Annotated in this window: 28 protein-coding genes; 22 read left to right on the top strand and 6 right to left on the bottom strand. The window is 61.5% G+C overall.

Annotated features, from left to right (window positions below; translation table 11 throughout):
- Positions 1–11: 11 nt before the first annotated feature.
- Together rpiA and MGEO_RS21375 are read right to left on the bottom strand one after the other, a co-directional pair.
- Positions 12–794, bottom strand: a complete 783-nt coding sequence (gene rpiA, locus MGEO_RS08750) for a ribose-5-phosphate isomerase RpiA (RefSeq protein ID WP_085636345.1) — start codon at positions 792–794, stop codon at positions 12–14.
- A gap of 117 nt (positions 795–911) precedes the next feature.
- The gene (locus tag MGEO_RS21375; protein ID WP_158090999.1) at positions 912–1,088 is read right to left on the bottom strand and encodes a hypothetical protein; all 177 of its coding nucleotides are present in this window, start codon (positions 1,086–1,088) and stop codon (positions 912–914) included.
- 134 nt (positions 1,089–1,222) lie between these two features.
- On the opposite strand from MGEO_RS21375, the gene MGEO_RS08745 reads away from it, so the two are divergent.
- The 3 genes from MGEO_RS08745 (at position 1,223) to MGEO_RS08735 (ending at position 4,326) form a co-directional block, all read left to right on the top strand.
- Positions 1,223–1,918 carry a glutathione S-transferase family protein gene (locus MGEO_RS08745; RefSeq protein ID WP_085636344.1) on the top strand — a complete coding sequence of 232 codons (696 nt, stop codon included), beginning with the start codon at positions 1,223–1,225 and terminating at the stop codon, positions 1,916–1,918.
- A gap of 2 nt (positions 1,919–1,920) precedes the next feature.
- A complete protein-coding gene (locus tag MGEO_RS08740; RefSeq protein ID WP_085636343.1) occupies positions 1,921–3,294 on the top strand; it encodes an L-serine ammonia-lyase in 1,374 nt (457 codons plus the stop codon).
- Positions 3,295–3,381: 87 nt separating this feature from the next.
- Positions 3,382–4,326, top strand: coding sequence for a DMT family transporter (locus MGEO_RS08735; RefSeq protein ID WP_085636342.1), 945 nt, complete (start codon positions 3,382–3,384; stop codon positions 4,324–4,326).
- Here MGEO_RS08735 and MGEO_RS08730 read toward each other — a convergent pair.
- Positions 4,250–4,933 (bottom strand): thiamine diphosphokinase, encoded by a 684-nt coding sequence (locus MGEO_RS08730; RefSeq protein WP_085636341.1) that lies wholly within the window; start codon positions 4,931–4,933, stop codon positions 4,250–4,252. The two genes, MGEO_RS08735 and MGEO_RS08730, sit on opposite strands and share 77 nt — an antisense overlap.
- Positions 4,934–5,156: 223 nt before the next feature.
- Here MGEO_RS08730 and MGEO_RS08725 point away from each other — a divergent pair, with 223 nt between their 5' ends.
- On the top strand, positions 5,157–7,433 hold the full coding sequence (locus MGEO_RS08725; protein ID WP_143746254.1) for a hypothetical protein: 2,277 nt from the start codon (positions 5,157–5,159) through the stop codon (positions 7,431–7,433).
- Between the two features lie 74 nt (positions 7,434–7,507).
- On the opposite strand, the gene MGEO_RS08720 is transcribed toward MGEO_RS08725, so the two are convergent.
- Both MGEO_RS08720 and MGEO_RS08715 read right to left on the bottom strand, forming a co-directional pair.
- Positions 7,508–7,729 carry a DUF2842 domain-containing protein gene (locus MGEO_RS08720; RefSeq protein ID WP_085636339.1) on the bottom strand — a complete coding sequence of 74 codons (222 nt, stop codon included), beginning with the start codon at positions 7,727–7,729 and terminating at the stop codon, positions 7,508–7,510.
- Positions 7,730–7,745: 16 nt separating this feature from the next.
- Positions 7,746–9,041: an adenylosuccinate synthase gene (locus MGEO_RS08715; RefSeq protein ID WP_085636338.1), complete on the bottom strand. Its 1,296-nt coding sequence runs from the start codon at positions 9,039–9,041 to the stop codon at positions 7,746–7,748.
- 239 nt (positions 9,042–9,280) lie between these two features.
- On the opposite strand from MGEO_RS08715, the gene MGEO_RS08710 reads away from it, so the two are divergent.
- From MGEO_RS08710 to MGEO_RS08630, 17 genes are all read left to right on the top strand, one after another.
- Positions 9,281–9,676 (top strand): DUF6524 family protein, encoded by a 396-nt coding sequence (locus tag MGEO_RS08710; RefSeq protein WP_085636337.1) that lies wholly within the window; start codon positions 9,281–9,283, stop codon positions 9,674–9,676.
- A 141-nt stretch (positions 9,677–9,817) separates the two neighbouring features.
- On the top strand, positions 9,818–10,192 hold the full coding sequence (gene secG / locus MGEO_RS08705; protein ID WP_085636336.1) for a preprotein translocase subunit SecG: 375 nt from the start codon (positions 9,818–9,820) through the stop codon (positions 10,190–10,192).
- 225 nt (positions 10,193–10,417) lie between these two features.
- Positions 10,418–12,061, top strand: a complete 1,644-nt coding sequence (locus MGEO_RS08700) for a CTP synthase (protein ID WP_085636335.1) — start codon at positions 10,418–10,420, stop codon at positions 12,059–12,061.
- Positions 12,062–12,379: 318 nt separating this feature from the next.
- A complete protein-coding gene (gene cutA, locus MGEO_RS08695) occupies positions 12,380–12,688 on the top strand; it encodes a divalent-cation tolerance protein CutA (RefSeq protein WP_085636334.1) in 309 nt (102 codons plus the stop codon).
- A gap of 39 nt (positions 12,689–12,727) precedes the next feature.
- On the top strand, positions 12,728–13,495 hold the full coding sequence (locus tag MGEO_RS08690; RefSeq protein WP_085636333.1) for a 23S rRNA (adenine(2030)-N(6))-methyltransferase RlmJ: 768 nt from the start codon (positions 12,728–12,730) through the stop codon (positions 13,493–13,495).
- Entirely contained in the window at positions 13,492–14,178 is a 687-nt protein-coding gene (locus MGEO_RS08685; protein ID WP_085636332.1) for a hypothetical protein, read from the top strand. Before MGEO_RS08690 ends, MGEO_RS08685 begins: the two co-directional genes overlap by 4 nt.
- Before the next feature lie 50 nt (positions 14,179–14,228).
- Positions 14,229–14,666, top strand: a complete 438-nt coding sequence (locus MGEO_RS08680; protein ID WP_085636472.1) for a tellurite resistance TerB family protein — start codon at positions 14,229–14,231, stop codon at positions 14,664–14,666.
- The gene (locus MGEO_RS08675; protein ID WP_085636331.1) at positions 14,663–15,403 is read left to right on the top strand and encodes a phosphate/phosphite/phosphonate ABC transporter substrate-binding protein; all 741 of its coding nucleotides are present in this window, start codon (positions 14,663–14,665) and stop codon (positions 15,401–15,403) included. Before MGEO_RS08680 ends, MGEO_RS08675 begins: the two co-directional genes overlap by 4 nt.
- A 124-nt stretch (positions 15,404–15,527) precedes the next feature.
- Positions 15,528–16,301 carry an ABC transporter ATP-binding protein gene (locus MGEO_RS08670; protein ID WP_085636471.1) on the top strand — a complete coding sequence of 258 codons (774 nt, stop codon included), beginning with the start codon at positions 15,528–15,530 and terminating at the stop codon, positions 16,299–16,301.
- Between the two features lie 27 nt (positions 16,302–16,328).
- Complete coding sequence (locus tag MGEO_RS08665; protein WP_085636330.1) at positions 16,329–17,054, top strand: transporter substrate-binding domain-containing protein; 726 nt, start codon at positions 16,329–16,331, stop codon at positions 17,052–17,054.
- 179 nt (positions 17,055–17,233) lie between these two features.
- Entirely contained in the window at positions 17,234–18,118 is an 885-nt protein-coding gene (locus tag MGEO_RS08660) for an ABC transporter permease (RefSeq protein WP_085636329.1), read from the top strand.
- A complete protein-coding gene (locus MGEO_RS08655; protein WP_085636328.1) occupies positions 18,115–18,921 on the top strand; it encodes an ABC transporter permease in 807 nt (268 codons plus the stop codon). Before MGEO_RS08660 ends, MGEO_RS08655 begins: the two co-directional genes overlap by 4 nt.
- A gap of 82 nt (positions 18,922–19,003) precedes the next feature.
- Positions 19,004–20,338, top strand: coding sequence for a glutamine synthetase family protein (locus tag MGEO_RS08650; RefSeq protein WP_085636470.1), 1,335 nt, complete (start codon positions 19,004–19,006; stop codon positions 20,336–20,338).
- A gap of 63 nt (positions 20,339–20,401) precedes the next feature.
- Positions 20,402–21,085, top strand: coding sequence for a type 1 glutamine amidotransferase (locus tag MGEO_RS08645; RefSeq protein ID WP_085636327.1), 684 nt, complete (start codon positions 20,402–20,404; stop codon positions 21,083–21,085).
- Positions 21,082–22,446, top strand: a complete 1,365-nt coding sequence (locus MGEO_RS08640) for a glutamine synthetase family protein (RefSeq protein WP_085636326.1) — start codon at positions 21,082–21,084, stop codon at positions 22,444–22,446. Before MGEO_RS08645 ends, MGEO_RS08640 begins: the two co-directional genes overlap by 4 nt.
- 103 nt (positions 22,447–22,549) lie before the next feature.
- On the top strand, positions 22,550–23,854 hold the full coding sequence (locus tag MGEO_RS08635; protein WP_085636469.1) for an NAD(P)/FAD-dependent oxidoreductase: 1,305 nt from the start codon (positions 22,550–22,552) through the stop codon (positions 23,852–23,854).
- Positions 23,855–23,947: 93 nt separating this feature from the next.
- Positions 23,948–25,138 (top strand): DegT/DnrJ/EryC1/StrS family aminotransferase, encoded by a 1,191-nt coding sequence (locus tag MGEO_RS08630; RefSeq protein WP_085636325.1) that lies wholly within the window; start codon positions 23,948–23,950, stop codon positions 25,136–25,138.
- Here the strand turns inward: MGEO_RS08630 and phaR are convergent, their stop codons facing one another.
- Complete coding sequence (gene phaR, locus MGEO_RS08625; protein WP_085636468.1) at positions 25,139–25,708, bottom strand: polyhydroxyalkanoate synthesis repressor PhaR; 570 nt, start codon at positions 25,706–25,708, stop codon at positions 25,139–25,141.
- Positions 25,709–25,950: 242 nt separating this feature from the next.
- Here phaR and MGEO_RS08620 point away from each other — a divergent pair.
- Positions 25,951–26,847 (top strand): hypothetical protein (locus MGEO_RS08620; RefSeq protein ID WP_158090998.1); only part of this gene is annotated, 897 nt, incomplete at its 3' end.

The following is a 26,847-nucleotide window of genomic DNA, read 5'->3' as shown; positions in this document are numbered from 1 at the left end:
AGTCCGGACCGTCAGATGTCGGAAAAGAGATTATCCGTCTCGACGAGATTGATGTGTTCCTCGCTCACCGTGCCTTCGTTGATGTCACGCGTTTCGACGCGACCATCGCTGTACCCGATGATGACCTTGTCACAGAGATCGATGAACAACCCGTTTTCGACGACACCCGGCATCTGGTTCAGCGCCATGGCAAGCTGCCGGGGATTGCCGATCCGGCTCAGGTGCAGATCAAGGATGTGGTTTCCTTCGTCGGTGCGGAAGGGTTTGTCGCCGTTCATACGCAGCGTGATCCTGCGCCCCATCACATCGGCAGAGACGAGAAGCTCATCAACCAGCATCTGCGTTGTCGTCCAGCCGAAGGGAATCACTTCGATGGGCAGCGGAAACGCCCCGAGTGTACCGACCTCTTTGGCCGCATCGGCGATGATGACCACTTCCTCGCTCGCGGCGGCGACGATTTTTTCGTGCAAAAGAGCCCCGCCACCACCTTTGATCAGGTTCAGGTTGGCGTCGAACTCATCCGCCCCATCGATGGTGATGTTGAGTGTCCCTGCCTCATCCAGCGTGATCACGTCGATCCCGGCATCGCGGGCCAGCTGTGCCGTGCGGGTGGACGTGGGAACACCCTTGATCCGCAAGCCCTCGTCCTGCACCCGGTCGCCCAGATGGCGCACCAGCCATGCCGCTGTCGATCCCGTCCCCAGTCCGACGCGCATGCCGTCCTCGACCAGCTCTGCCGCGCGTTTTGCGGCGACGAACTTGGCTTTGTCGATAGGCGACAGTTCTCCGGTCATGGGCAACTCCTGGGGCAGACTTGCCGTACTTATAAGACGTTGCCGCGCAAGGGGCGAGACCGAATTGGCTTGCCGCCTTGTTCCGGGCAGTCGGCACGCAGAGAACGTTCAGAGGAGTTAATGCCCCGGGTCTGCCGTTCTGTCCTGCGACACCGGGGGCAGAGGCAGTACCTCGACCGACGGGATTTTCGGGAACATGACGGCATTGGCCGACGCGATCTGCGGCGCGAAGGCCCATGTGAGAATTGCCAACGCCGAAGCGAACCACGCTGCTTTGTTGAAAGTGTCCTTCATCCGATCACCTTTGGCTGCGACTCTGCCAAGCCTGCACCGCGCCGGGTAAAGGTCGGGTTAAGCGCATCGCTTTTTCGCTGCCACGCGCCGCTTTCGCAGCGTCCGACGCGGGCAACGCGGGATAGATGAGAGGCATGAGCTATGTTCTGCATTACGCGCTTGACAATGCGTCGCTGATCGTCCGGTTGGTCCTGGAAGAGCTGCACCTTCCCTATGAAACTGCGCTGGTCGACCGGCGCGTGTCTGCGCAGCACAGACCGGCCTATCAAAAACTGAATCCGGCTGGCCGCATCCCCGCTTTGGAAACACCGGACGGTCCGATGTTCGAAACTGCGGCGATCTGTCTGTGGCTGGCCGACCGTCACCGCGACCGGATGCTGCTTTCCCCTGCCCCGGATCATCCCGGCCGCGGGCGGTTTCTAAGCTGGCTGTTCTTCCTGTCGAACACCGTACATGCCGAAATGCGTGCGCTGTTCTATCCGGACAAGTATGCCGGTTCCGATCCACGGGCACAGGACGCATTGTCAAAGCAGTTGCACCGTAATCTTCAGGCGCATTTCGACGTGCTGAATACGGCATGGCGGACGGTTGAAGGGGATCTGACGTTCTGCGACATGTACCTCGCCGTTCTTCTGCGATGGCCGGCGATATACCCAGCCTCCGCAGACACATCATGGTATGACCTGAAGCGGTGGTCCGCGCTTCACGCTCTTGCCCGCCGCATCGAGGCGCGCGACACTGTTGCGCGAGCCATGATGGCCGAAGGGCTTGGGCCAACACCGTTTTCCGCCCCACATCCACCCACGCCACCTGAAGGGAGCGCGCTCTAGCCATGTTTCTTTCCGTCTTCGACATGTTCAAGGTCGGCATTGGCCCGTCCTCGTCTCACACGATGGGGCCGATGGTTGCCGCCGCGCGCTTTCTTGACCGGCTGCGCAAAGCGCCATTCACGGTTGCGGGGGTCAAGGCATCGCTGCATGGATCGCTGGCCTTCACCGGGGTCGGCCACGCCACCGACAGGGCCACCATTCTTGGCCTCGCCGGGTTCGTTCCCGAAAGCTACGACAGAGAAAAAGCCGATGCGGCTCTGGCGCAGATCAAAGCAACCAGGACGGTGGAGCCCGAGAGCCTGCCCGTTCTGGCGTTCGACCCGGAGTCCGACCTGACCTTCGATTTCGGACCGAACCTGCCAGGCCACGCCAATGGCATGATCCTCAGCGCAACAGATGCGCAGGGCGACGTGATCCTGCAGGAAACCTATTACTCCATCGGTGGCGGTTTCGTGATGACACAGGCCGAGCTTGATGCCGGCAAGGATACCGACGATGGCGCACCGGTGCCCTACCCGTTCAAATCGGCGGCCGAGATGCTCGAAATGGCGAATATCGCGCATATGAGCATCGCAGAGATGAAACGCGCGAACGAACTGTCCCGCCGCTCTGCCGCTGAATTGGACCGCGGGATCGAACGACTCTGGCAGGTCATGAATGACTGCATCAACCGCGGTCTTGAGGCCGAAGGTATTCTGCCCGGTGGTCTCAGCGTGAAGCGCCGCGCCAAGGGCATCCATCAGAAACTGTTGGCTGAACGCGGTATGAACCTGACCGCACCACACACGATCAATGACTGGATGAGCGTGTACGCGATGGCGGTGAACGAAGAGAATGCCGCCGGAGGACAGGTTGTGACAGCGCCCACCAACGGGGCGGCGGGCGTGGTACCCGCAACGATCCGCTATTACCTTGACCATGTGCCCGGCGCGACGACGAAGCGTGTGCCTGATTTTCTGCTGACCGCCGCCGCGATCGGCGGGCTGGTGAAGTTCAACGCGTCCATCAGCGGGGCCGAGGCCGGCTGCCAGGCCGAAGTGGGCAGCGCAAGCGCAATGGCCGCCGCCGGGCTGTGCGCGGTGATGGGCGGCTCTCCCGAGCAGATCGAAAACGCGGCGGAAATCGCGCTGGAACATCACCTCGGCATGACGTGCGATCCGGTTAAAGGACTGGTTCAGGTGCCCTGCATCGAACGCAACGGGCTGGGCGCCATCAAGGCCGTGTCTGCAGCAAGCCTCGCGCTGCGCGGCGACGGTACGCATTTCGTGCCGCTCGATTCGGCTATTGAGACCATGCGCCAGACCGGCGCGGACATGCATGAGAAGTACAAGGAAACCTCTCTCGGAGGGTTGGCGGTGAACATCCCCAACTGTTAACCTTTCTCGCACGGCCGCAATCTGCGCAAGTCACGCCGCTTTCAGTAGAGCGTTGACACACAAACACAACCGAGAGTAGCGTCCCGTATGACTCAGGACCGCCCCACACTTGGAATCGCCCTCATGTTGGGCTTCTGCATCGTCGCCCCGATGGGCGACGCGCTGGCCAAGATCCTGTCTGACAAGGTTGCGCTGGGGCAGTTGCTGTTCGTGCGGTTTGGAATTCAGGCCATCGTTCTGATCCCGATTGTCGCCATGTCGGGCCGTATCTGGCGGATGAGCCGCCGTGTCTTTCATCTGACCGCGATCCGTACGGTTATGCATATCGTCGGAATCGGGATGATGGTCTCTGCGCTGTACTATCTGCCGCTGGCTGATGCGGTTGCCATCGCCTTTGTCATGCCGTTCATCATGCTGCTGCTGGGACACTACGTTCTGGGCGAAGAGGTGGGACTGCGCCGCATGATCGCCTGCGCGGTGGGCTTTGTGGGAACGCTGCTGGTCGTGCAGCCCTCGTTTCAGGAGGTGGGTTGGCCCGCCCTTCTTCCACTCGGTGTCGCGCTCAACTTTGCATTGTTCATGCTGGTGACCCGAAAGATCGCCAAGGAAATCGACCCCATCGGTCTTCAGGCGGTTTCGGGTGTAATGGCGGTCGTGCTCATGGCCCCGGTCCTTTTTCTCGTGCCCGACATGTCGGCCCCAATCCTCGCATGGAATGGCGTGCTTGGGGCGTCCACCTGGACCCTTCTGGTGGCGATCGGGCTGTCCGGCACTCTGGCGCATCTGCTGATGACTTGGTCCCTGCGGTTTGCACCCTCTGCGACGGTCGCGCCGATGCAGTATCTTGAGATACCCATCGCAACGATCATCGGCTTTATCATTTTCGGAGACCTGCCGAACATGATGGCGAGCATCGGCATCGCAATCACGATTGGCTCCGGTCTTTATATCGTGTTCAGGGAGCAGGCCATAAGCCGTCGGCCCCCAACAGCGCCCGTTGCAGCGCGGCCCGCTGAGACACCGGCAGAATAATAAGCATACCTGCGGAATGCATCCTGATCCTCACCGCCCCTTCAGCGCGGTTCGATGTCCCAACCCGCGCATCCGGAGACATGAGCAAGCCGTCAATCGGCCAATGCAGACCTGTCGATGTGCCTTCGACCGCGCACAGCGGATAGAGAGAGACCCGTGTTCCCGGTTCCAGAGGCAAGTCGATCGAGGGCGGCAAATGCGCCACCACGTCCTTGTCCCCAACCAGAACGATGGCCCGATCCGGATAACGTGCCAGAACGGTCAGCGCCGCCATCAGGTGATCGACCCGCCCGCCAAGGAAACCCACTCCAAGGATCAGCGGAGCATTGATCGACCGCACAGCCTTGTCGAAATCGGTGCTGTCCTGCTCTGCGATATGGTGCACACGATCTTCCGCCAGCGCGGCGCGCGTCGTCTCGGACACCGAATCCAGATCGCCGATCAGGGCATCCGGCATCCGTCCAACTGCGGCGAGCCAGTCGGCGCCGCTATCCGCCGCGACGACGGTCTCAACCTCGTCCAATAGTCTGGAAAGGTGCCGATTGTCGCCATGTGCGCCACCGACAAGCAGGACTGGTGCGTCCGCGAAAACAATTGCGTCGTTCATGGCTGATTAATGGCGAAAGGCGAAACAGATCACAATCAGGTCACGAAATGATACCGTGACCGGCACAGATTCGATACGCTTTGGTCTTGGTAACCATGTTATCCAGACCTTCGCAGAATTTTGGAAAGCGGGTTTTGTTATGGTGAGTTCGAACAAGATACTCACGGTATCCTACGGTACCTTTTCATGCACGCTCGAGGGTTTTGACAATTCCTTCGACACCATGAAGGCGATTGCGGAATACTTCCGCGATCTCGCGCAGGATGACCGATATTTTGGCGCAGAACCGCCGACCCCGGACGCCGAGATGCTGGCCCGGATCGCGGAGCGCGAAATCGAACGTCGCGTTGAAGCGCGTTTCGAAAAGGGCAATCTGGTTCTGCGTCCGACTGATGAGTCCGAGCCGCCGCGAGGGGATGTCGCGCCGGACACGTCAGCGGACGCAGCCAAGGTGGGCGCGACAGTCGGGGCGGCTGCCACCGCACTGGCTGTCGCGGACACTCAGGCTGAGGGCTTTGATACGGACGTCGACCTGACGGTTTCGGAAGACGCCAGCCTCGCAGACCTCGTGACCGAAGAAGCCCCTGTCGAGGACATCGCAATTGATCTGTCCGAACTCGACCTGTCCGACGACGGGGAAGATGATGACACTGCGGATGATATCCTGTTTGCGAGTGACGATGAGGATGTGGCGGAGTCCATCGACGATCTGATCGCCGGTCACGACGCCGAGCCCGACAACGTGGTCACACTCGATACCAGTGCGGAAGAGATCGCAGAGCATATCGCGGAAGCCCCGGCTGTAACCGACAGCGTGGCCGACAAACTGCAGCGCATCCGCGCCGTCGTGGCCTCCAAGGCGCAGAAAACACCGGAGTATATCGAAGACGAACACGCCATGTCCGGCCCGGACGGCGACGGCATCGACGAAAACGACGCCCTCGACACCACTCTGGAGATCCCCGGTTTTGTCGAGGCGCCCGAGGCACAGGCCGTCGAAGAAGACTTCGAGGAAGAAGACACCACCCTCACCTTTGACGACGCCGAGGATGAGGATGATATGATCTTCTCCGATACGATCGCGGACGCGATGTCGGATCAGATCGAGGCTGACGAGGCCGAGGTCGAGGCCGGGGTTGAAGACCATGCGGCCGAGGAAGCCCAAAGCGAACTCGAAGCACTCCGCGCCAAAATCGCAGAGCTTGAAGCGCAGGCTGCCGCTGCGGCACAGGCCCAGCCGATCGCAGAGGAAGACGACGAGGATGACGTCGCCGCTCTGACCGACGCCATGGACTTTGACGACGAAGATGAGGACGACGAAGACGACATCCCGTTGGTGCTCGATCAGGAGACACGGCAGGACGTAGCAGAGGACGACGAAGACGAAGACGAAGACACGCTCGACCTCGACGACGATTTCGAAGACGAGGACGAAGCCCCGGCTCCGATCGTGGCCCGTGTCGCCAAGGCCAAACGCGCCGATGTCGAAGCGGCCCTCGCTTCGGGCGATATCGAGGAATACGACGACGAGGACGAGTTCGACGATGAGGCCGAAGACGATACCCTGGTCGTTGTCGCCAAGGCGGTCCCCGGCCTCGAGGACAGCTCCCTCACCCCTGAGCAGGAAGCTGAACTGGCCCGCGAACTCGCCGATCTCCATGCCGAGATCGAAGAGGACGAAGACTGGGACTTCGAGGATGAGGACGAAGATGAAGCGCTCGAACTGAGCGAAGAAGACCTCGACGCAGCCAGCGCCAACATCCGCAAGGCGGTCAAGCTGACCAGCCCGGGCCGCGCCCTTCTGACCGACACCTCCATCGAGGAAGATGACGATTCCGTCGAACGTCTGGCCGACAAGACAGACACCGAGATGGAAGAACCCGAAGGCAACCGCCGCCGCAGCGCCATCGCGCATCTCCGCGCAGCCGTGGCGGCGACCAAGGCGGACCGCCTGCTGGGCTTCGGCAAGAAGGCCGAGGTCGAGGAAGAGCCCTACCGCGAGGATCTGGCCGATGCGGTGCGCCCGCGCCGCCCGAAGGTCACGGAAGCCCGCTCTGCCCGTCCCGCACCTGTGCGCCCGGCCCCGCTCAAGCTCGTCGCAGAGCAGCGGATCGATGTGGATGCCGCGCCGAAATCGGTCGAGCCCGTCCGCCCACGTCGCGTGCTGCGTACCGCCGAAGCGATCGACCCTACAGATGCCACCCCGGGTGACGACATCGGTTTCGCGGAATTCGCAGAAAGCCAGGGGGCCCACACTTTGGCAGAACTTCTCGAAGCCGCTGCTGCCTACATGTCCTTTGTCGAAGGCCGCGACCAGTTCTCGCGTCCGCAGTTGATGACCAAACTTCACCAGGCCGAGGGCGAGGCCAGCTCGCGCGAGGAACGCCTGCGCAGCTTTGGTCAGCTTCTCCGCGAGGGCAAGATCGAGAAGAAGGGTGGAGGCCGCTTCGCAGCCTCCGACAGCATCGGCTTCAAGCCCGATGCCCGCGCCGCCGGCTGATCAGGTCGGTCCAACAAAAAACAAAGGCCGGACAGACATGTCCGGCCTTTTTTGCATTTGCGGCTGCCACCGCCTTACTTCTCGGCGTCAGGGTCGGGTTGCCCGATCCCCTTGAACACAAACTTGAACGGCAGCGCCCAGAGTATCCCCAGCACGATGTAGACCAGCAGTTCGACAAGGAAGGACGGCCGATCCAGCCAGTTGAGTACCGTCACGCAGGCCACGACATAGGCGGGCATGCCGACCAGAAGGATCACCAGAGCCCATCGCTTGCGGGCCTTGTAGCTCAGCGCCATCCGCGCCTCCTTTCCGTCAATCCGCGAACGGATCGGTCACGAGGATCGTGTCCTCCCGCTCGGGTGAGGTGGAAAGTAGGGCAACCGGGCATTCGATCAATTCCTCGATCCGGCGCACATATTTGATCGCTTCTGCGGGCAGATCGACCCAGGACCGTGCGCCTTCGGTCGATTGCGACCAGCCGGGCATTTCCTCGTAGATCGGCGTGCAGCGCGCCTGTTCTTCGGCGGCGGTCGGCAGGTAGTCGTAACGCTGACCGTCCAACTCGTAGCCGACACAGATCTTCAGCGTCTCGAACCCGTCCAGCACATCCAGCTTGGTCAATGAGATGCCATTCACGCCGCTCGTTGCGCAGGTCTGGCGGACAAGGCAAGCATCGAACCAGCCGCAGCGCCGCTTGCGCCCGGTTGTGGTGCCGAACTCATGCCCGCGTTCGCCAAGGCGCTGTCCGTCTTCGTCGTGCAATTCTGTCGGGAACGGGCCTTCGCCCACCCGCGTGGTGTAGGCCTTGACGATGCCCAGCACGTAATCGATCGCCCCCGGCCCAAGGCCAACACCCGTCGCCGCCTGACCGGCGATCACGTTGGACGAGGTCACAAACGGATAGGTGCCGAAATCGATGTCTAGAAGCGCGCCCTGCGCCCCTTCGAACAGGATGCGTTTGCCCCCCTTGCGCTTCTCGTTGAGCACCTTCCAGACCGGTGCCGCGAAGGGCAGGATCTGATCCGCGATCTCGGTCAGCTGAGCCAGCAGCGCATCGCGGTCCACCGGGTCAAAACCCAGACCCTTGCGCAGCGGATCGTGGTGCTGCAACGCACGGTCCACACGCGCCTCAAGCGTCGCGCGATCCGCCAGATCAGCGACGCGGACAGACCGACGACCCACCTTGTCCTCATAAGCCGGGCCGATGCCGCGCCCGGTGGTGCCGATCTTGGTACCTTTGCTGGCTGCCTCTTCGCGCGCCCGGTCCAACTCACCGTGAATCGGAAGGATCAGCGGCGTGTTCTCTGCGATCATCAGCGTCTCGGGCGTGATCTCTACACCCTGACCACGAATGGTTTCGATCTCTTTCATCAGGTGCCATGGGTCCAGCACGACACCATTGCCGATCACCGACAGCTTGCCTCCGCGCACCACGCCGGACGGCAGCGCATGCAGCTTGTAGACCTTTCCATCGATCACAAGCGTATGACCGGCATTGTGCCCACCCTGGAAGCGGCAGATCACATCCGCCCGCTCCGAGAGCCAGTCCACGATCTTGCCTTTGCCCTCGTCGCCCCACTGGGCACCCACGACCACCACATTCGCCATGTCTTTAGACCTTTGCTGGAGTTCCATCCGTCAAACCCGCGCCCGTATAAAGCGCAATGCCTGCGGGGGGAACCGGTTTTCCACCGCAATTGCGCGACATATCAACATGGGTGCCGCCCCCTTACGGATTTCTGCCGCTTTGCCACAGGCCAACCGCCAAGAACACCCGCCCCTCTGGACAGTTCCTGCGGCTTCAGGTCCTGTGCCGGCACGTGGTAATTCGGAAAAGGTGGTGACACATGGGGTTCATTCTACGCTGGCTCTTCGCGTTCGGCCTTGTCTCTGCCACCTATAACCCGACTGAAATCAATTTCGTCCGCTGGGCCATGACCGACGGCCAGGAGAAATTGTCGATCACCGTGCTTGCCGGGCTGGTGCTGCTGGTCGGATACATCATCTACCTGCGCGCCACGCTCCGTTCCATCGGCGCATTCGGCATGATCCTGATCCTCGCGCTTGTGGGCGCGCTGCTCTGGGTTGCCTACGATTTCGGTCTGCTCGATCTGCAGAACCGCACGCTGTCCACCTGGATCGGAATCCTGGCGCTGTCGCTGGTGCTGGGCATCGGGCTCAGTTGGTCCATTGTACGCCGCAGGCTCTCGGGTCAGGCCGATGTGGACGATGTAGAAGAATAGTCCGAGCGCCCCTTTCTACTCTTTCCAAATACGCACAAACACCACCGGCCACGCGCGCGCGATCAGATCGTCCAACACGGGTTGCACCACGCTGCACTTGGCCTTAGATACCCCCCATTCACGAAGAGATCCGGGACAGCCATGGAAAACGTCGTTCTCATCATCCACCTCCTTCTCGCGCTCGCGCTGATCGGCGTCGTGCTGCTGCAGCGCTCTGACGGCGGTGGGCTTGGCGCCATGGGTGGCGGCGGTGGCGGGGCGATCAGCACCCGCAGCGCGGCCACGGGCCTTGGCAAACTGACCTGGATCCTTGCCATCGCGTTCATCTGCACCTCGCTCACCCTGACAGTGATCGCGGCACAGAATGCTTCGGGCAGCTCCATCATGGACCGCCTGACCACCGGCGGCGATGCTCCGGCAGCTGAAGAGAACGGCAGCACTCTGGACACGGACGGGCTTCTGCCGCCGCCCTCCTCCTCAGGCACGGACGCACCTCTGGTTCCGCGCGCCGACTGAGGCAGCATATCCAAGACAACCGACGCGCGGTCCGATCCGGCTGCGCGTTTTTCTTGCGACACTGGGCCACCACCCCTTGAGGCGCAGCAATCTGACGTAACATCATCTTGGGTTCGGCCTTGCCTTTTTCCGCCGAATCCTCTACCGGTCAAATCCCGTGATGCTGCGTGCCTTTGGCTGCGCAGGTCGCTTGATTTGCAGGCACATCTCGGGAGGTCTCCACTCATGGCACGCTTTATCTTCATCACCGGCGGCGTGGTGTCTTCCCTCGGCAAAGGTCTTGCGTCAGCGGCGCTGGGCGCGCTGCTTCAGGCACGGGGTTTCTCTGTCCGCCTGCGCAAGCTCGACCCCTACCTGAACGTTGATCCCGGCACGATGTCGCCGTTCGAGCATGGCGAGGTGTTCGTCACCGATGATGGCGCGGAAACCGACCTCGACCTTGGTCACTATGAACGCTTCACAGGTGTGCCCGCGCGCAAGACCGACAGCATCTCGTCGGGACGCATCTACACCAACGTGCTCGAGAAAGAACGGCGCGGCGATTACCTTGGCAAAACGATTCAGGTGATCCCGCACGTCACCAATGAAATCAAAGACTTCATCTCCATTGGCGAGGACGAGGTTGATTTCATGCTCTGCGAAATCGGCGGCACCGTGGGCGACATCGAAGGCCTGCCTTTCTTCGAGGCGATCCGCCAGTTTTCTCAGGACAAGCCGCGCGGCCAGTGCATCTTCATGCACCTGACGCTGCTGCCCTACATCAAGGCGTCGGGCGAGTTGAAAACCAAACCGACGCAGCACTCCGTCAAGGAACTCCGCTCCATCGGTCTGGCGCCCGACATTCTCGTCTGCCGCTCCGAAGGGCCGATCCCGCAGAAGGAACGCGAGAAGCTCGCGCTCTTCTGCAACGTGCGCCCCGACAGCGTGATCGCCGCACAAGACCTCAAGTCGATCTACGAAGCCCCCCTCGCCTATCACCGCGAAGGCCTCGATCAGGCGGTGCTCGACGCGTTCCAGATCACGCCTGCGCCCAAGCCGAACCTTGAGAAATGGGAAGACGTCGCTGACCGCATCTACAACCCCGAGGGCGAGGTGAATGTCGCCATCGTGGGCAAATACGTTCAGCTTGAGGACGCCTACAAATCCATTGCCGAGGCGCTCACCCATGGCGGCATGGCCAATCGCGTCAAGGTCAACATCGAATGGGTCGATGCCGAGATCTTCGAACGCGAAGACCCGGCCCCGCATCTCGAAGGCTTCCATGCCATCCTCGTGCCCGGCGGCTTTGGCGAACGCGGCACCGAGGGCAAGATCAAGGCGGCGCAGTTTGCCCGCGAACACAAGGTCCCCTATCTGGGCATCTGCCTTGGCATGCAGATGGCGGTGATCGAAGCCGCGCGCAACGTCGCCAAACTGCCCGATGCGGGGTCCGAGGAGTTTGACCACGAGGCCGGGAAAAAGCGGTTCACGCCCGTGGTCTACCACCTCAAGGAATGGGTGCAGGGCAACCAGACCGTCAACCGCAGCGTGGCCGACGACAAGGGCGGCACCATGCGCCTTGGCGCCTATGACGCGGTGCTGACCGAAGGCTCGAAAGTGGCCGAGGTCTACGGCACCACCACCATCGACGAACGCCACCGCCACCGCTACGAGGTCGACATCAAGTACCGCAAGGCGCTTGAGGAAGGCGGGCTGTGTTTCTCGGGCATGAGCCCCGACGGCCGCCTGCCCGAGATCGTCGAATGGCCCGACCACCCGTGGTTCATCGGCGTCCAGTTCCACCCGGAGCTGAAGTCGAAACCGTTCGACCCGCATCCGCTGTTCAAGGATTTTGTGCGGGCGGCGAAGGATGTGTCGCGGTTGGTGTAACGCGCCATTGCCAGACCGCGGGATGGCGATCCTCCCGACGACCGACGGCGCTTTATTCCAGCCACTCCCGCGCGCAGAATGAACGCAGCGCCCAGATTTGCAAAATCGCCAGCCCGGGGGGCGGGTCGTGCCGGAGGCACGCCTCTGGCGTGACCGATGGCGCGGCACCTGCGGTGCTGTTCGCGCTGAGCGCATAGCTCAACGGTCTGTAGGGTGCGTGCTCGCACGCACCGGCAAACGCGGCCTCGAGGCCGTGCCTCGCCGCGTCGACGCGACGAGCCTCTTCCCCAAACCACCCGCACCCGCTACGCTCTCTCCATGCCCCTCGCCGCCTTCACCACGATCGACAGCGAAGACGCCGCCCGCATCCTTGCGCGCGCGGCCGTCACGGCCAAACTCGCCGCCTGTGTGCAGATCGAACGGATCACATCGGTCTACGAATGGAACGGCCTGCAGGAAGAGCCGGAATACCGCCTGCTCTTCAAGACCAGCGCCGCCGCGTGGCCCGCGCTCAAAGAGTTGATCCTGCGCGATCATCCTTATGACGAACCCGCACTCTGGGCGGTCGAGATGACGGACGGCTCGGACAGTTTTCTTGCGTGGATCGACGCCACCGCGACCGGCTGACCTCTATCCGGCCCGACACAACTGACCTATCAAGGCCTCATGCTGTCCTATCAACATCTCTACCACGCGGGAAATGCCGCCGATGTCCACAAGCACGCGGCGCTGGCCGTGGCGCTTGATTATCTGACACGCAAGGACAAGCCGCTCAGTTATATCGAAACCCACGCCGGCCGGGGCCGCTATGATCTGACCGCCCCGGAGGCGGTCAAGACCGGCGAGGCGGCGCAGGGCATCGCTCGGTTGCGGGATGGGTTTCCCAAGGACCACCCTTATATCAGGGCGCTGACGGATCAGCCCGAGGGCCTTTATCCCGGCTCGCCCGCCATCGCGCAGGCGTTGCTGCGCCCGGATGACACCCTGCACCTCGCCGAGTTGCACCCGCAGGAACATGCCGCGCTGCGCGAGAACCTGCGCGCGCCCAACAACCATATCTATCATCAGGATGGGCTGGCTCTCGCCCAGAGCCTCTGCCCACCGACCCCGCGCCGGGGGTTGATGCTTGTCGATCCGAGTTACGAGATCAAAGCCGAATACGGAAAGATCCCGAAATGGCTCTTTGGGATCACCAGAAAATGGAATGTCGGCGTGGTGATGGTCTGGTATCCGATCCTGACCTCCGGCGCGCACCGCCCCATGCTGCGCGCGATGCAGGCGGATCATCCCGATGCTCTGACCCACGAAGTGCGGTTTCCCCCGGCCCGTGAAGGGCATCGCATGATCGGATCGGGTCTGTTCATCGTGAACCCGCCCTATGGTCTTAGCCCCGAACTCAAGTCCCTCGCAGGCCAGTTTCGGGCGCTGGGATGATCCGCGCCGCGCTGATCCTCGCTTGCCTGCCCGGCCTCGCTGGCGCGTCGGAGCTGCGCAAGGTGCCGTATGACAGCCTGCGGGGGCAGCCGCACCGCATCGAAACCTTCGACAGCCTGCCATCGGTCACCGAACCGGGGATCAACTTTGACCAGCATTGGCGCGCCCCCGGATTGTCGATTGCGGAACGACTTCTTGGACAGGGCGTCGAGGAAACTGACACCGATTTCGGGCGCTTCGATGTGCTGAACGGCGGCCCCGGCGCGCCACCACGGGTGATCCCGGGCGCGTCGGGTCAGAATTTCACCATCGCGTATCACGATGGCTTTGGGTCCAACGCGCTCTTCCCGCTTGGGCCGGTCGGGTTTGCAGGTGCGGACGGGCGCGGCGAAGGCAGCATCGCGTTCACCTTCGACGATCCGCAATTCGCCTTTGGTCTGCGCCTGCACGCCGAATACCCCGATCCGTTGGGCCAGCGCCCGATGCCCCGCGCCGCGCAGGTCGCGTTCTACGATGTCAAAGCCCGCCTGATCACCCGCTTCGTTCTGCCGCTCGGGCGCGGAGTGATCTCGCTTGCGTGGCGCAGTGGCTATGGGATCGCGGCTGTGACCATCGAAAACACCGATCCCGGCGGCATTGCCATCGACGACATTCTCTATGAGGTCGAAGATCTGTCAGGTTGAGCCGCAGAACAGCCATTGGCGAAGCGCACCGCCCGGCATATATCCCCGTCATGTTTGCAGATTTCATCAAGCGCCTGACCGCGACCGACCCCGCCCCGCTTCCCGACGCGGATGCCCGTCTTGCCCTGACCGCGCTTCTGGTGCGCGTCGCCCGCACCGATGGCGATTACGACGAGAGCGAGAAGACCCGCATCGACCGGATCGCCGCATCGCGCTATGGCCTGTCACCTTTCGAGGCCTCCAAGCTGCGCGGCGAAGCGGAAACACTGGAAGCTGAGGCGCCGGACACGGTGCGCTTTACCTCTGCCATAAAGGATGCCGTTCCCTACGAAGAGCGGATCGCCGTGATAGAGGCGCTTTGGGAGGTTGTCCTGGCTGACGGCGTGCGTGAAGCGGAGGAAGATGCGCTCTTGCGCCTGGTATCCAAGCTCTTGGGCATCAATGACCGGGACAGCGCGCTGGCCCGCCAGCGGGTCGACAAGGCATGAACCTTGCAAGCCTGCCGATGTACTGGCGGGCAGAGAACGCCGATCTCTGGCGTGGATTCTGGGCGGTGGTTCAGGACTGCGCCGCGGATGTGGGCATCCAGCTGCCCGACCTGACCGAGCCCGATGCGCTTCCGGATGATCTGTCGCGACACTGGACCGATTCCGGGCTGGCCCTGTCGATGACCTGCGGGCTGCCGTTTCGCTCAGTGCTGCGCGATAAGGTGCGATACGTCGGAACGCTTGATTTCGGCCTCGATGCCCCGGACGGTCACTATTATTCACAGATCATCACCCGCTCGGATCTGTCCGGACCGCCGCGCAGGCTGGCGTATAACAGCGCCGACAGCCAGTCAGGCTGGGCCGCAGCGCAGGAGATTTCCGGGTTCGCGGCGCTGACGGGCTTTATCCCGACCGGCGCACATGCAAATTCTCTCGCCGCCGTGGCCGAAGGCCGGGCGGACATCGCCTGTATCGACGCGGTCACATGGCGGCTCCTTGAAAGGTTCGACCCGAACGCCAGCCGCGTCACCCCAGCAGGTCGCACCCGCCCGACACCGGGTCTGCCGCTCATCACAGCTCTGGAAACGGATCCCACGCCGCTGCGCAGCGCACTCGACGCCGCGACGGCACGCTTTTCACCGCCCGATCCGATCGCACTGGGTGGCCAAATGCGGTTTTGCGTGCTTCGTCCGCAGGACTACCTCGCAGAGCCCATTCCCGCGCCACCTCCGCCCTGAGACAGAGCTGACGCTGGGTCACCGAGCGTGAACTCCACGCAAAATGCGATTTCCGCATTGCATCGGAACCGGTTTTGGCTTCATCCTGCAGCGCATCTTTGATCAAAAAACACCAGACCGCTCTGTGACTGACACGCCCGTTCTCGACATCCGCAATCTGCATAAGCAGTATGGCAGCCTTGAGGTGATCAAGGGCGTCGACATTACGGCTCACCGTGGCGATGTGGTGTCCCTGATCGGATCGTCCGGGTCGGGCAAATCAACCATTCTGCGCTGTGCCAACCTGCTCGAGGACAGCCAGCAGGGGGATATCCTGTTCAAAGGCGAAGCGGTAACGTGGAAGGGCAGCGGCCTGGGGCGGCATCCCGCCGACCCCAAACAGGTTCTGCGCATCCGCACCAATCTTTCGATGGTGTTCCAGCAGTTCAACCTATGGTCCCACATGACGATCCTGCAGAACGTCATGGAAGCCCCCCTGACCGTGCTGGGCCGCGACCGGGCCGAAGTCGAGGACGCCGCGCGCGGCTATCTCGACAAGGTGGGCATTGGCGACAAATGCGATGTGTACCCGGCTCAGCTTTCGGGCGGTCAGCAGCAGCGTGCAGCGATTGCGCGTGCGCTCTGCATGGAGCCGGAAGCTCTGTTGTTCGACGAACCGACATCCGCGCTCGACCCTGAACTGGAACAGGAAGTGGTCCGCGTGATCAAGGATCTGGCCGCCGAAGGCCGGACCATGATGATCGTCACCCATGACATGAAGATGGCCCGCGACGTGAGCAGTCACGTGGTGTTCCTGCACCAGGGCCTGATCGAAGAAGAAGGCGCGCCTGACACGCTGTTCGGCGCACCGAAATCGGAACGGCTGCGAGGCTTTCTGTCCTCGACGATGGCCGAATAACCACTCAAGAAACCGGGAGAACCAACCATGAAATCCATCCTTCTCGGCACAGCCGCACTGGCCATTTCGGCCTCTGTCGCGTTTGCCGGCAGCCATTCGGTTGTCCGCATGGGCACCGAAGGCGCCTACCCTCCGTACAACTTCATCAACGACGCTGGCGAAGTCGACGGGTTCGAGCGCGAACTGGGCGACGAGCTTTGCGCCCGCGCCGAACTGACCTGCGAATGGGTCACCAACGAGTGGGACAGCATCATCCCGAACCTCGTGTCGGGCAACTACGACACCATTATCGCGGGTATGTCGATCACCGACGAGCGCGATGAGGTCATCGACTTCACCCAGAACTACACCCAGCCGGACCCGTCTTCCTACCTCGCCCTTGATGGCGCGGATGTGGACTTGGAAGGCGGTGTGATCGCGGCCCAGGCCAACACCATTCAGGCCGCGTTCATTGCATCCAGCGGTGCAACTCTGGTTGAATTCGCGACCCCGGACGAAACCATCGCGGCCGTGCGCAGCGGTGAGGCCGACGCGGTTCTGGCAGATGATGCCTACCTGCGCCCGATTGCCGAGGAAAACGCAGACCTCGTGATGCTCGAAAAGCAGGAGCTGATCGGCGGCGGCGTCGGTATGGGCGTTCGTGAATCCGACACCGAGCTGAAGGAAAAGTTCAACGCGGCGATCCAGTCCATGAAGGATGATGGCACGCTGAACGCGTTGCTCGCAAAATGGGAAATCGGACCGGGTTTCTGATCCGGCAGCACCCGAACCAGGGAAGGGGTCGCCACTGCGGCCCCTTCTCGTTTCTGCTCAAGTCGCGCGCAGGGCTGCGGTTTTCCTGAAACCGCTCAAGGCGTTACGCGACACGGGAATTGTCAAGCACGGCATGGACGTGCAAGACTTGCCCAACCCGAAGCCGCTCAGGGGAACAGATGTTCAGTTTTTGTGTCGATCCCGCGTCGCTCGACGGCCTGGCATGGATGGCCTGCTATCTGACCACCGGCAAACACATGGCGATCTACACGTCGCTGTTCACGGTTCTTTTGTTGCTGGCTATCACGGCACCATCTGCTCTGATCTTTGGCTTTCTCGGCGCGTCCAGCGCCCGCTCGCCCTTCCCTCCGCTCAGCTGGATCGGCAAAGCCTATATCGCCATCGTGCGCGGCGTGCCGGACATCGCATTCTTCCTGTTCTTCGTGATCGCGCTCGACCAGCTGTTCGAGTGGATCCGCCACGAAATCAAATGTCCCGACTGGGAGGCGGACATCTGGCAGGGCAATGATTTCGTCGTCTGCGACATCGCCAAGCTGCCCTTGGGCAACGCCCCGCAATGGGTGCACGAAACCTACGGCTTTTTCCTGGCTGTCCTGACCTTTGCCATCGTTTTCGGCGCGTTTGCCGCGAACGTGCTCTATGGTGCGATGCGCGCGGTGCCCCACAACCAGCTTGAAACGGCCGAATCCTACGGCATGAACCGCCGCCAGGTGTTCTGGCGCATCCTTGTGCCTCAGATGTGGGTCTTTGCGCTTCCGGGCCTGTCGAACCTGTGGATGGTTCTCATCAAGGCCACCCCGCTTCTGTTCCTGCTGGGCGTCGAAGATATCGTCTACTGGGCGCGTGAACTGGGCGGCTCAAAGACCGCACGGTTCACCGATTACCCGCATGGTGACTGGCGCATGTGGTACTTCCTCGCGCTGCTGATCTTCTACCTGCTGTTTACGCGCGTGTCGGAAATCGTGCTCGACAAGCTGATGCTCAAGCTCACCCACGGTCAGGCGACACTCGCAGGTGAAGCCCAGAGAAAGGCTGCCGCATGAGCTGCTGGGAAACCATCGCCGACTACGGCCTGCGCTCCATCGGCATCGGTGAACGGGTGCTGCCGCGTGAAGGCTATACGCTTTGCCAGCAGTTTACCCTGATCGGCTCGGGCATGATCTGGAACATCTATTTCGGCGTGCTGGCGCTGTGTTCGGGGTTCTTTCTGGCCACCGCCGTAGCCCTGGGCAAGGCATCGACGAACCCGGTGCTGCAAAAGGCCAGCGCCTGGTTCATCTTCCTCTTCCGCGGGTCGCCGCTCTTCATCCAGTTCTTCTTTGCCTACTTCCTCTTCCTCACGCTCAAACCGATCTCGCCGTTTTTCAACCCGTTCACCTCGGCGTGGCTGGGCGCCCTGATCGTGCTGTTTCTGAACACCGCCGCCTATTCCGGCGAGATCTTCTATGGCGCACTGCAATCTGTCCCAAAAGGCGATATCGAGGCCGCCGACGCCTATGGCATGTCAGGCTGGTCGCGATTCCGGCGGATCACGTGGCCAACCATGCTGCGTCTTGCCTGGCCAGCTTACACAAACGAGGCGATCTTCCTCTTTCATGCCACGACGCTGGTCTATTTCTCGGGCTTCCCGGCATGGCAGCAACGGGGGGATGCGCTCTACTACGCGAATTTCTTCGCCGACAAGACCTTCAACCCGTTCGTCCCCTATCCGATCCTTGCCTTCTACTTCATTATTCTGACGCTGTTGATCATCAGCCTCTTCGGTTTGATCAATCGACGCCTGAATCGTCACCTTCCACAGGACGTTCGAGGCAAGATGAAGCTGAAACTGAACGTCATTCGGTGAATTTCACTTGCTAAGGCGCGGTCGCCCCGCCTATCTCTGAATTTGATCAAATTATTAATACGGCGCTCCGATGGACACGCATATTCGAAACTGGCTCCGCAAGAACCCTCAGGTTCGCACAATCCGTGTGGCCGCCTCGGACCTTAACGGACAGGCACGCGGCAAGCGGGTGCCCGCACGCTTTGCCGACAAGGTGCTCGACGGCGGCACACGATTTCCGCTCTCGGTCCTGAACCTCGATATCTGGGGCGAAGACATCGACGACAGCCCGCTTGTCTTCGAGGCAGGCGATGCGGATGGCGTCCTTTGGCCAACAGGCCGCGGATTTGTTCCCATGCCTTGGCTGGAGGCGCCAAGTGCGCTTCTGCCTCTCTGGATGTTCCGCGACAATGGCCAGCCTTTCGAAGGCGATCCACGCCATGCGCTCAACGCCGTGGTCGAGCGCTACAAGGCCCGGGGTCTGACCCCGATCGTGGCCATGGAACTCGAATTCTTCCTGATCGACGACAGCACGCGGAACCTGCAGGTTCCGGCCTCTCCGCGTTCGGGCAAGCGTCGCAAGGCGGGCGAGATCCTGTCGATCCGCCTGATCGACCAGTTCGACCGTTTCTTCACCGATCTCTACGACGCCTGCGAGGCGATGGACATTCCCGCCGACACGGTGATCTCGGAAGCCGGGCTGGGACAGTTCGAAATGAACCTGATGCACTCCGACGATGCACTGCGCGCCGCCGATGATGCCTGGCTCTTCAAGATGCTGGTGAAGGGGCTCGCGCGCCGGCACGGCTTTGCCGCCTCCTTCATGGCGAAACCCTACCCTGACTACTCCGGGTCCGGCATGCACACGCATTTTTCGGTCCTCGACGAAAACGGCGACAATGTCTTTGACGACTGCGGCCCCAAGGGCACCGACACCCTGCGCCACGCCATAGCGGGATGCCTGAACGGCATGTTTGACAGCACCCTGCTGTTTGCGCCGCACATGAACAGCTACGACAGGCTTGTTCCGGAATCCCATGCCCCCACCGGCATTGCCTGGGCCTATGAGAACCGCACGACGGCCATTCGCGTGCCCTCGGGCAATCCAGCCGCCCGGCGTATCGAACACCGCGTTGCGGGCGGAGATGTGAATCCTTATCTCACGCTCGCCGCGATCCTCGGAGCCGCCCTTGTGGGCATCGAAGACCAGTCCGAACCGCCCGCACCGGTCAAGGGCAACGCCTATGCGCTGAACCTGCCGCAGATCCCGTCCGACTGGCCCAGCGCAGTTGCCGCTTTCGAAAAAAGCACCGTCATGCCGCGCATCTTCCACGAAGACATGATCCGCAACCTGGTTCTGACCAAGAAACAGGAAATCCACTACATGGACGAGCTCACTCCTGCGGAACGCGTCGAAATATACCTCGATACGGTTTAGGCGCGTCCCTTGCTGTGCCGCGATCGAACGCATAGCTTATGACCACAAACACCTTGGTGCTTCATGAAAATCGGAATTCTGCAAACGGGGCTTGCGCCGGACGAACTCAAAGAGACGTTCGGTGAGTACCCCGGATTCTTCGAACGGCTGCTCGCCGACAAAGGCTTTACCTTCGAAAGCTGGAGCGTGGTTGAAAACGAGTTTCCCGACGGCCCGGAAGATGCCGACGGCTGGCTGATCACCGGATCGAAACACGGGGCGTATGAGGATCACCCCTGGATTCCTCCGCTCGAACAGCTGATCCGCGATATCGTCGACGCGGGCCGTCCCCTTATTGGTGTCTGCTTTGGCCACCAGATCATCGCGCAGGCCCTCGGCGGGAAAGTCGAAAAATACCCCGGCGGCTGGGTCGTGGGACAGCAGGTCTACGATTTTGGCGGTGACAAAATGACGATCAACGCCTGGCATCAGGATCAGGTCATCGATGCGCCCGAAGGCGCAGAGGTCGTGGCATACGGCACGCACTGTGCCAATGCCGCCCTGCTTTACCCCGGCAAAGCCTATACCGTTCAGCCTCACCCCGAATATGGCGATGACTTCATCAAGGGGCTGATCGAGACTCGGGGCAAGGGTGTTGTGCCCGATGATCGGATGCAGGACGCGCTGTCGCGGATGGGACAGCCTCTCGACAATACCCGCATGGCCGATCAGTTCGCCCATTTCTTCCGCGAAGGAACCCTCGCATGACCGACTGGACCGATGCCCTGCCCGAGCCCGCGCGCGCCTTTCTCGAAGGTCGCCGCCTCGACGAGGTCGAATGTGTGATTGCGGACCTGCCCGGCATTGCGCGCGGCAAGGCCGTACCCGCCTCGAAATTCGCGCGTCAGGATTATTTCCACCTGCCGGATTCGATCTTTTTCCAGACCATTACAGGAGACTGGGGCGAAGCCGCCGACGAGGACGATGGCGGTTTCATCGAACGCGACATGATCCTGCGTCCCGACATGAGCACCGCCACCGCCGCGCCGTGGACCGGCGACTGGACGCTTCAGGTGATCCACGACGCCTATGACCGCAAGAACAATCCCGTGCCTTACGCACCGCGCAACGTGCTCAAACGCGTGGTCGAGCTCTATCGCAAGCAGGGCTGGGAACCGGTTGTCGCGCCCGAGATGGAATTCTACCTGACAGCGCGCAACCTCGATCCGGCCAAACCCATCGAACCGATGATGGGTCGCTCGGGTCGCCCGGCGGCGGCGCGTCAGGCCTACTCCATGACCGCGGTCGACGAATTCGGCCCCGTCATCGACGACATCTACGATTTCGCCGAAGCGCAGGGGTTCGAGATCGACGGCATCACGCAGGAAGGCGGAGCGGGTCAACTCGAGATCAACCTGCGCCACGGCGATCCGGTGAAACTGGCGGATGAGGTGTTCTATTTCAAACGCCTGATCCGCGAAGCAGCCCTGCGCCACGATTGCTTTGCCACCTTCATGGCGAAACCGATCGAAAACGAACCCGGCAGCGCCATGCATATCCACCATTCGATCATGGATATCGAAACCGGTCGGAACATCTTTTCCGGGCCGCAAGGTGGCGAGACCGACGCGTTCTTCCACTTCATCGGCGGGTTGCAGACCTACACGCCCGCAGCGATTGCGGTTCTTGCGCCTTACGTGAACAGCTACCGCCGCTACGTGAAGGAACATGCGGCTCCCATCAACCTTGCCTGGGGCCGCGACAACCGCACCACGGGCATCCGTATCCCGCTGTCGGGCCCCGCCAGCCGACGGGTCGAAAACCGTCTGGCTGGGATGGACTGCAACCCCTATCTGGGCATCGCGGCGTCTCTGGCCTGTGGCTATCTTGGTCTGGTCAATGAAAAATGGCCGTCGAAACCGCTCAAGAAGGACGCCTATGAGGGCGAGCCGGACATTCCGCAGGTTCTGGGTCAGGCCTTGCAGGTCTTCGAAGAAGCCGAAGATCTGCACCAGATCCTTGGCGAGGATTTCTGCCGCGTCTACTCGATCGTGAAGCGGGCGGAATACGAGGAATTCCTGCAGGTGATCAGCCCGTGGGAGCGGGAACACCTGCTGCTCAACGTCTGATCCGAGGGTTTCGGACCGGCTGCGCCGGTCCGACCAGGGCGAGGGGCGCTGCCCCTCGCGCTCCCCGGCATATTTGGAAAAAGAAGAAGAACAGGACCGCGCTTTGAATCTGTTGTTCAGCAATGACGCCCGTGGGTCATATCCCGATAGCTGGTACGCCGCGACAGCGACCCCGTTGCCCCCCTTTGCCCCGCTGCAGGGTGAAACCCGCGCCGATGTCTGCATCATCGGTGCCGGGTATACCGGGCTGTCGGCAGCACTCCATCTGGCCGAAATGGGCGCAGATGTGGTCCTTCTGGACGCGCACCGTGTGGGCTTTGGGGCGTCCGGGCGCAATGGAGGCCAGCTGGGGTCCGGACAGCGGCAGGACCAGATCACACTGGAAAAGCTGGTGGGGTCCGATGCAGCGCGGGCGCTCTGGGATCTGGGCGAGGACTCCAAGACCCTTGTCCGCGATCTTGTCGCACGACACGGGCTCGACTGCTATCTCAGGGATGGCGTCGCCTGGGCAGCCTCCCGGCCTGCGGATGCCGATGACCTGCACCAATACGCAGAGCATCTTCAGACACGCTACGGCTACGACCGCATCGAGGCGCTGGATCGCGACGCGTTCCATGCGCTCTGCCCCTCTCCCGATTACATCGGGGGGACGCTCGATATGGGAGCCGGGCATCTTCACCCGCTGCGTCTGGCGCTTGGACTGGCGGACGCAGCCGCCAAAGCCGGGGCGCGCATCCACGAGCGCAGCCATGTGCATGACATCCGGCATGGATCCAAGATCACCGTTCGCACGGATGCGGGACATGTCATTGCGGATCAGGTGATCCTCGCGGGTAACGGGTATCTTGGCGGGCTCGACCGGCAGGTGATTGCCCGTGTGATGCCGATCAATAACTACATCGTCGCCACCGAGCCCTTGGGCGAAGACAGGATGAAGGTGCTCACGCGGGATGTGGCCGTGGCGGATTCCCGCTTTGTGGTCAACTACTTCCGTTTGAGCCATGACGGACGACTGCTGTTCGGCGGCGGCGAAACCTATGGGTATCGCTTCCCTGCGGACATCCCCGCGCTGGTGCGCAAACGGATGGCCGTGATCTACCCGCACCTCAGGGATGTCAGGATCGACTACGCCTGGGGCGGGACACTGGCGATCACGATCCGACGTATGCCATATCTCGCGCGCGTTCGCCCAAACATGCTGTCGGCCTCGGGCTATTCCGGCCATGGTGTCGGCACGGCCATTCAGGCGGGCAAGCTGCTGGCCGAGGCCACGCGCGGCACGTCAGACGGTTTCGAGACATACAATGCCATCCCGCATACCCCCTTCCCCGGTGGAGGCATGTTCCGGACCCCTCTGCTTACGCTGGCGATGACATGGTTTGCGATGCGTGACCGGTTGGGCATCTGACGCGGCAATCCGTTTCCAGCCCGAACCGTCATACTCTGTCATACGGCTGTGACAGCGCGTATGATCGATCAAGGAAAGATACGAGGCACGGATATGGCAGACCTCCCGAACATGCATGACGCAGAACCCATCCCCGAAGCGGCGCGGCAGGAAATCGACCGCCTCCTGAACTCCGGGGATCTCTTTCGTTACACCGCGCCAGAGGCTGCGCCGGTCTCGCTTCTGGAAGCGGAGTTCGCTGATCTCATGGGGGCGAAATATGCGCTGGCAGTCAGCAGCTGTTCCGCCGCTCTGTTCCTGTCGCTTAAGGCGCTTGGCCTGCCGCGCGATTCCCGCGTTCTGATCCCGGCGTTCACTTTTGCCGCCGTCCCGTCCTCGATCGTGCATGCCGACTGCGTGCCGGTGCTCTGCGAGGTGGATGACAGCTACCGCATCGACCTTGAGGATTTCGAGGCGAAGCTGGACGATGTTCAGGCGGTGATGATCAGCCATATGCGCGGACACACATCCGACATGGACGCGATCCTGCGACTGGCCGAGGCGCGTGGCCTTCCGGTGATTGAAGACGCGGCACATTCGCTGGGCACGCTTTGGAACGGGCAGCGGATCGGAACGCTGGGTCATGTCGGCTGCCTCAGCTTCCAAAGCTACAAGATGCTCAATGCCGGCGAAGGCGGCATCCTTCTGACTGACGATCCGGACCTGATCGCCCGCGCGGTGATCCTGTCGGGGGCCTATGAGCACAACTGGAAGAAACACCCGGTCCTGCACGACGCCTTTGCGAAGTGGCAGAATAAGCTGCCGCTTTATAATCTGCGTATGTCGAACCTGTCGGCGGCGGTGATCCGTCCGCAACTGGCCGAGCTTGACCGCCGCGTCCGCGATGGCCGCCGCAACCACGATCACGTGGCTGACAGGATCAACCAGTCACCGTGGATCACCGTGCCACCGTCTCTGCCGCAGGAAGAGCGCGCGCCGGATTCGCTTCAGTTCTCGCTCTGCGACATGACCGACAGCGATGTCGATGCCTTCGTCGATGCCGCAAAGGAGATGGGCGTGTCCATACAGGTGTTCGGTCGCAGCACGGATAACGCCCGTGCTTTCTGGAATTGGGAGTTCCTTGGACCGGCACCGGATCTTCCCAAAACGCGCCGGATGCTGTCGCGCGCCTGCGACTGCCGCCTGCCCGCCCGGCTGACCCTGAGCGATTGCGACAGGGTGGCGGACGTGATCCTGTCCGCCATCGATCAGGTCATGCGCCCGGCAGTGCAGGCGATGGCCTGATCACTTGCCGAGTTTCGAAAGCTTTTTCTGAAGCTCGGCCAATTGCGTCTTGATGGCGTCCAGATCGTCGCTTTCCGACGGGGTTTCGGCCTCGGCCGACGCTTCATCGGAGGCCGGACCCGACCAATTGCCGGACATGCCGCCCGTCATCGCCTTGAGAAACGCTTCCTGCTGCGCCTGCAGCGCTTCGAACCCCGGCACACCCGACATGGGGTTTGCCTTGTTCATGTTCTCCATCCACTTGGACTGGCTTTCACGGAACATTTCAAAGCTTGCCGCCAGAAACTGCGGTACGGCGCTCGTTGCCTGCGTCGTGTAGCTGCGCACCAGATCGTTCAGAACGTTTGTCGGCAGAACACTTTCCCCGCGGCTTTCGTGCTCGGCGATGATCTGCAACAGGTATTGCCGGGTCAAATCGTCACCGGACTTGAGATCGACGATCTGCACCTCACGCCCGCTGCGAATGAAACTCGCAATGTCCTCAAGGGTCACATAGTCGGATGTTTCAGTATTGTAGAGACGTCGGCTTGCATAGCGCTTGATCAGCAGCGGTTTCTTGTCTTCGGCCAAGGTGTCCCCTCCCCCCGGTATGTCTTTGCTGCATTGCAGCCTAAGCACATGCAGCACAAAAAGAAAGCACTGACAGACAGCGGGCGGCACAAACCCAATCCCGCCAGTCAGCGTGTCCCGCTCAGGCATTGGCGCCCAATGGGCCATGCCGCACAAGTCGTTGATCGAATTATCCTTCTGTGCCATCGTCCACCGAACCGCGTTCAAGCGATTACCGAACGTCGGACAATTGGAGAGTTACATTGCCCTTACCCGTCGCTGCAGTCGCCGCAATTGGCGCAATTGGATTGGTTGCTGACGTTCTTTCGATCTATTCGTTTTTTGCATCCGCAGACAGCGATGAAGAACGCCAACGCGATCTGGATCAACTGAAATCAAATTTGGCGAACCTGCAAAACCTGCCTGGGATTGTGATCAATGTCAGCATTGCTCAGTCACTGGGTCAGGCCGATACCGCGCTCGACAACCTCGCTCTTTACCGCGCCTCCGAAGACAGCGCGGCGCGCGATGTCCTTGCGAACAACGCCATTCTTGCGTCTCAGAGCGCACTGAATGACATCAGATTGCAGGTTTCGGCGACGTATGAAAACGCACCGATGGAGGCGCTGTCCTATGCGTTCGGTGCGCTGCACTATGCCATTGCCGCGCGCATGATGGTCGCCAACGCCGTACAGGATGGCCCACTGGGTGGCGCGGGGATACACGAGTCGGTGAAAGAAGCCGCGGAATTCCTGCTGAGCGTCTTTGCAACCGGCGATGACATTATCGGCGAAATGACCCAAAGAATTGCCTCGTCTATTACTGCGGAATATGACCAGAGCTTTTTCGGCGGCAGCGTAGATGTCGTTGTGTCGAGTTCGCTGACCGGGGACCGTGATTCCTTTACCGTTGAACGCGATGTCGGGTTTCGCGGGATTATCCCCTACCGGGAATCGAACGCGAGTTTCGAAGCGCGCGTGAACAGCGCGGCAAACGACTCTTATGATCAGATGTATTCGGATATCTATGCAGAGATCGGTATTCAGAACTATCTGAATACTGCCGGTGATGTGAATGCCTGGCTCGCTCAAAGCTCAGCGAACGTGTCGGACATCTACGAACAGGTCGGCAGCAACTCCGAAAATGACGTTAGGGTCAGG

The organism is Marivita geojedonensis, assembly GCF_002115805.1.
Taxonomy (GTDB): domain Bacteria; phylum Pseudomonadota; class Alphaproteobacteria; order Rhodobacterales; family Rhodobacteraceae; genus Marivita; species Marivita geojedonensis.
The sequence above is the reverse complement of the archived record's forward strand: the minus strand, read 5'-3'. Positions and strand labels throughout refer to the sequence as shown.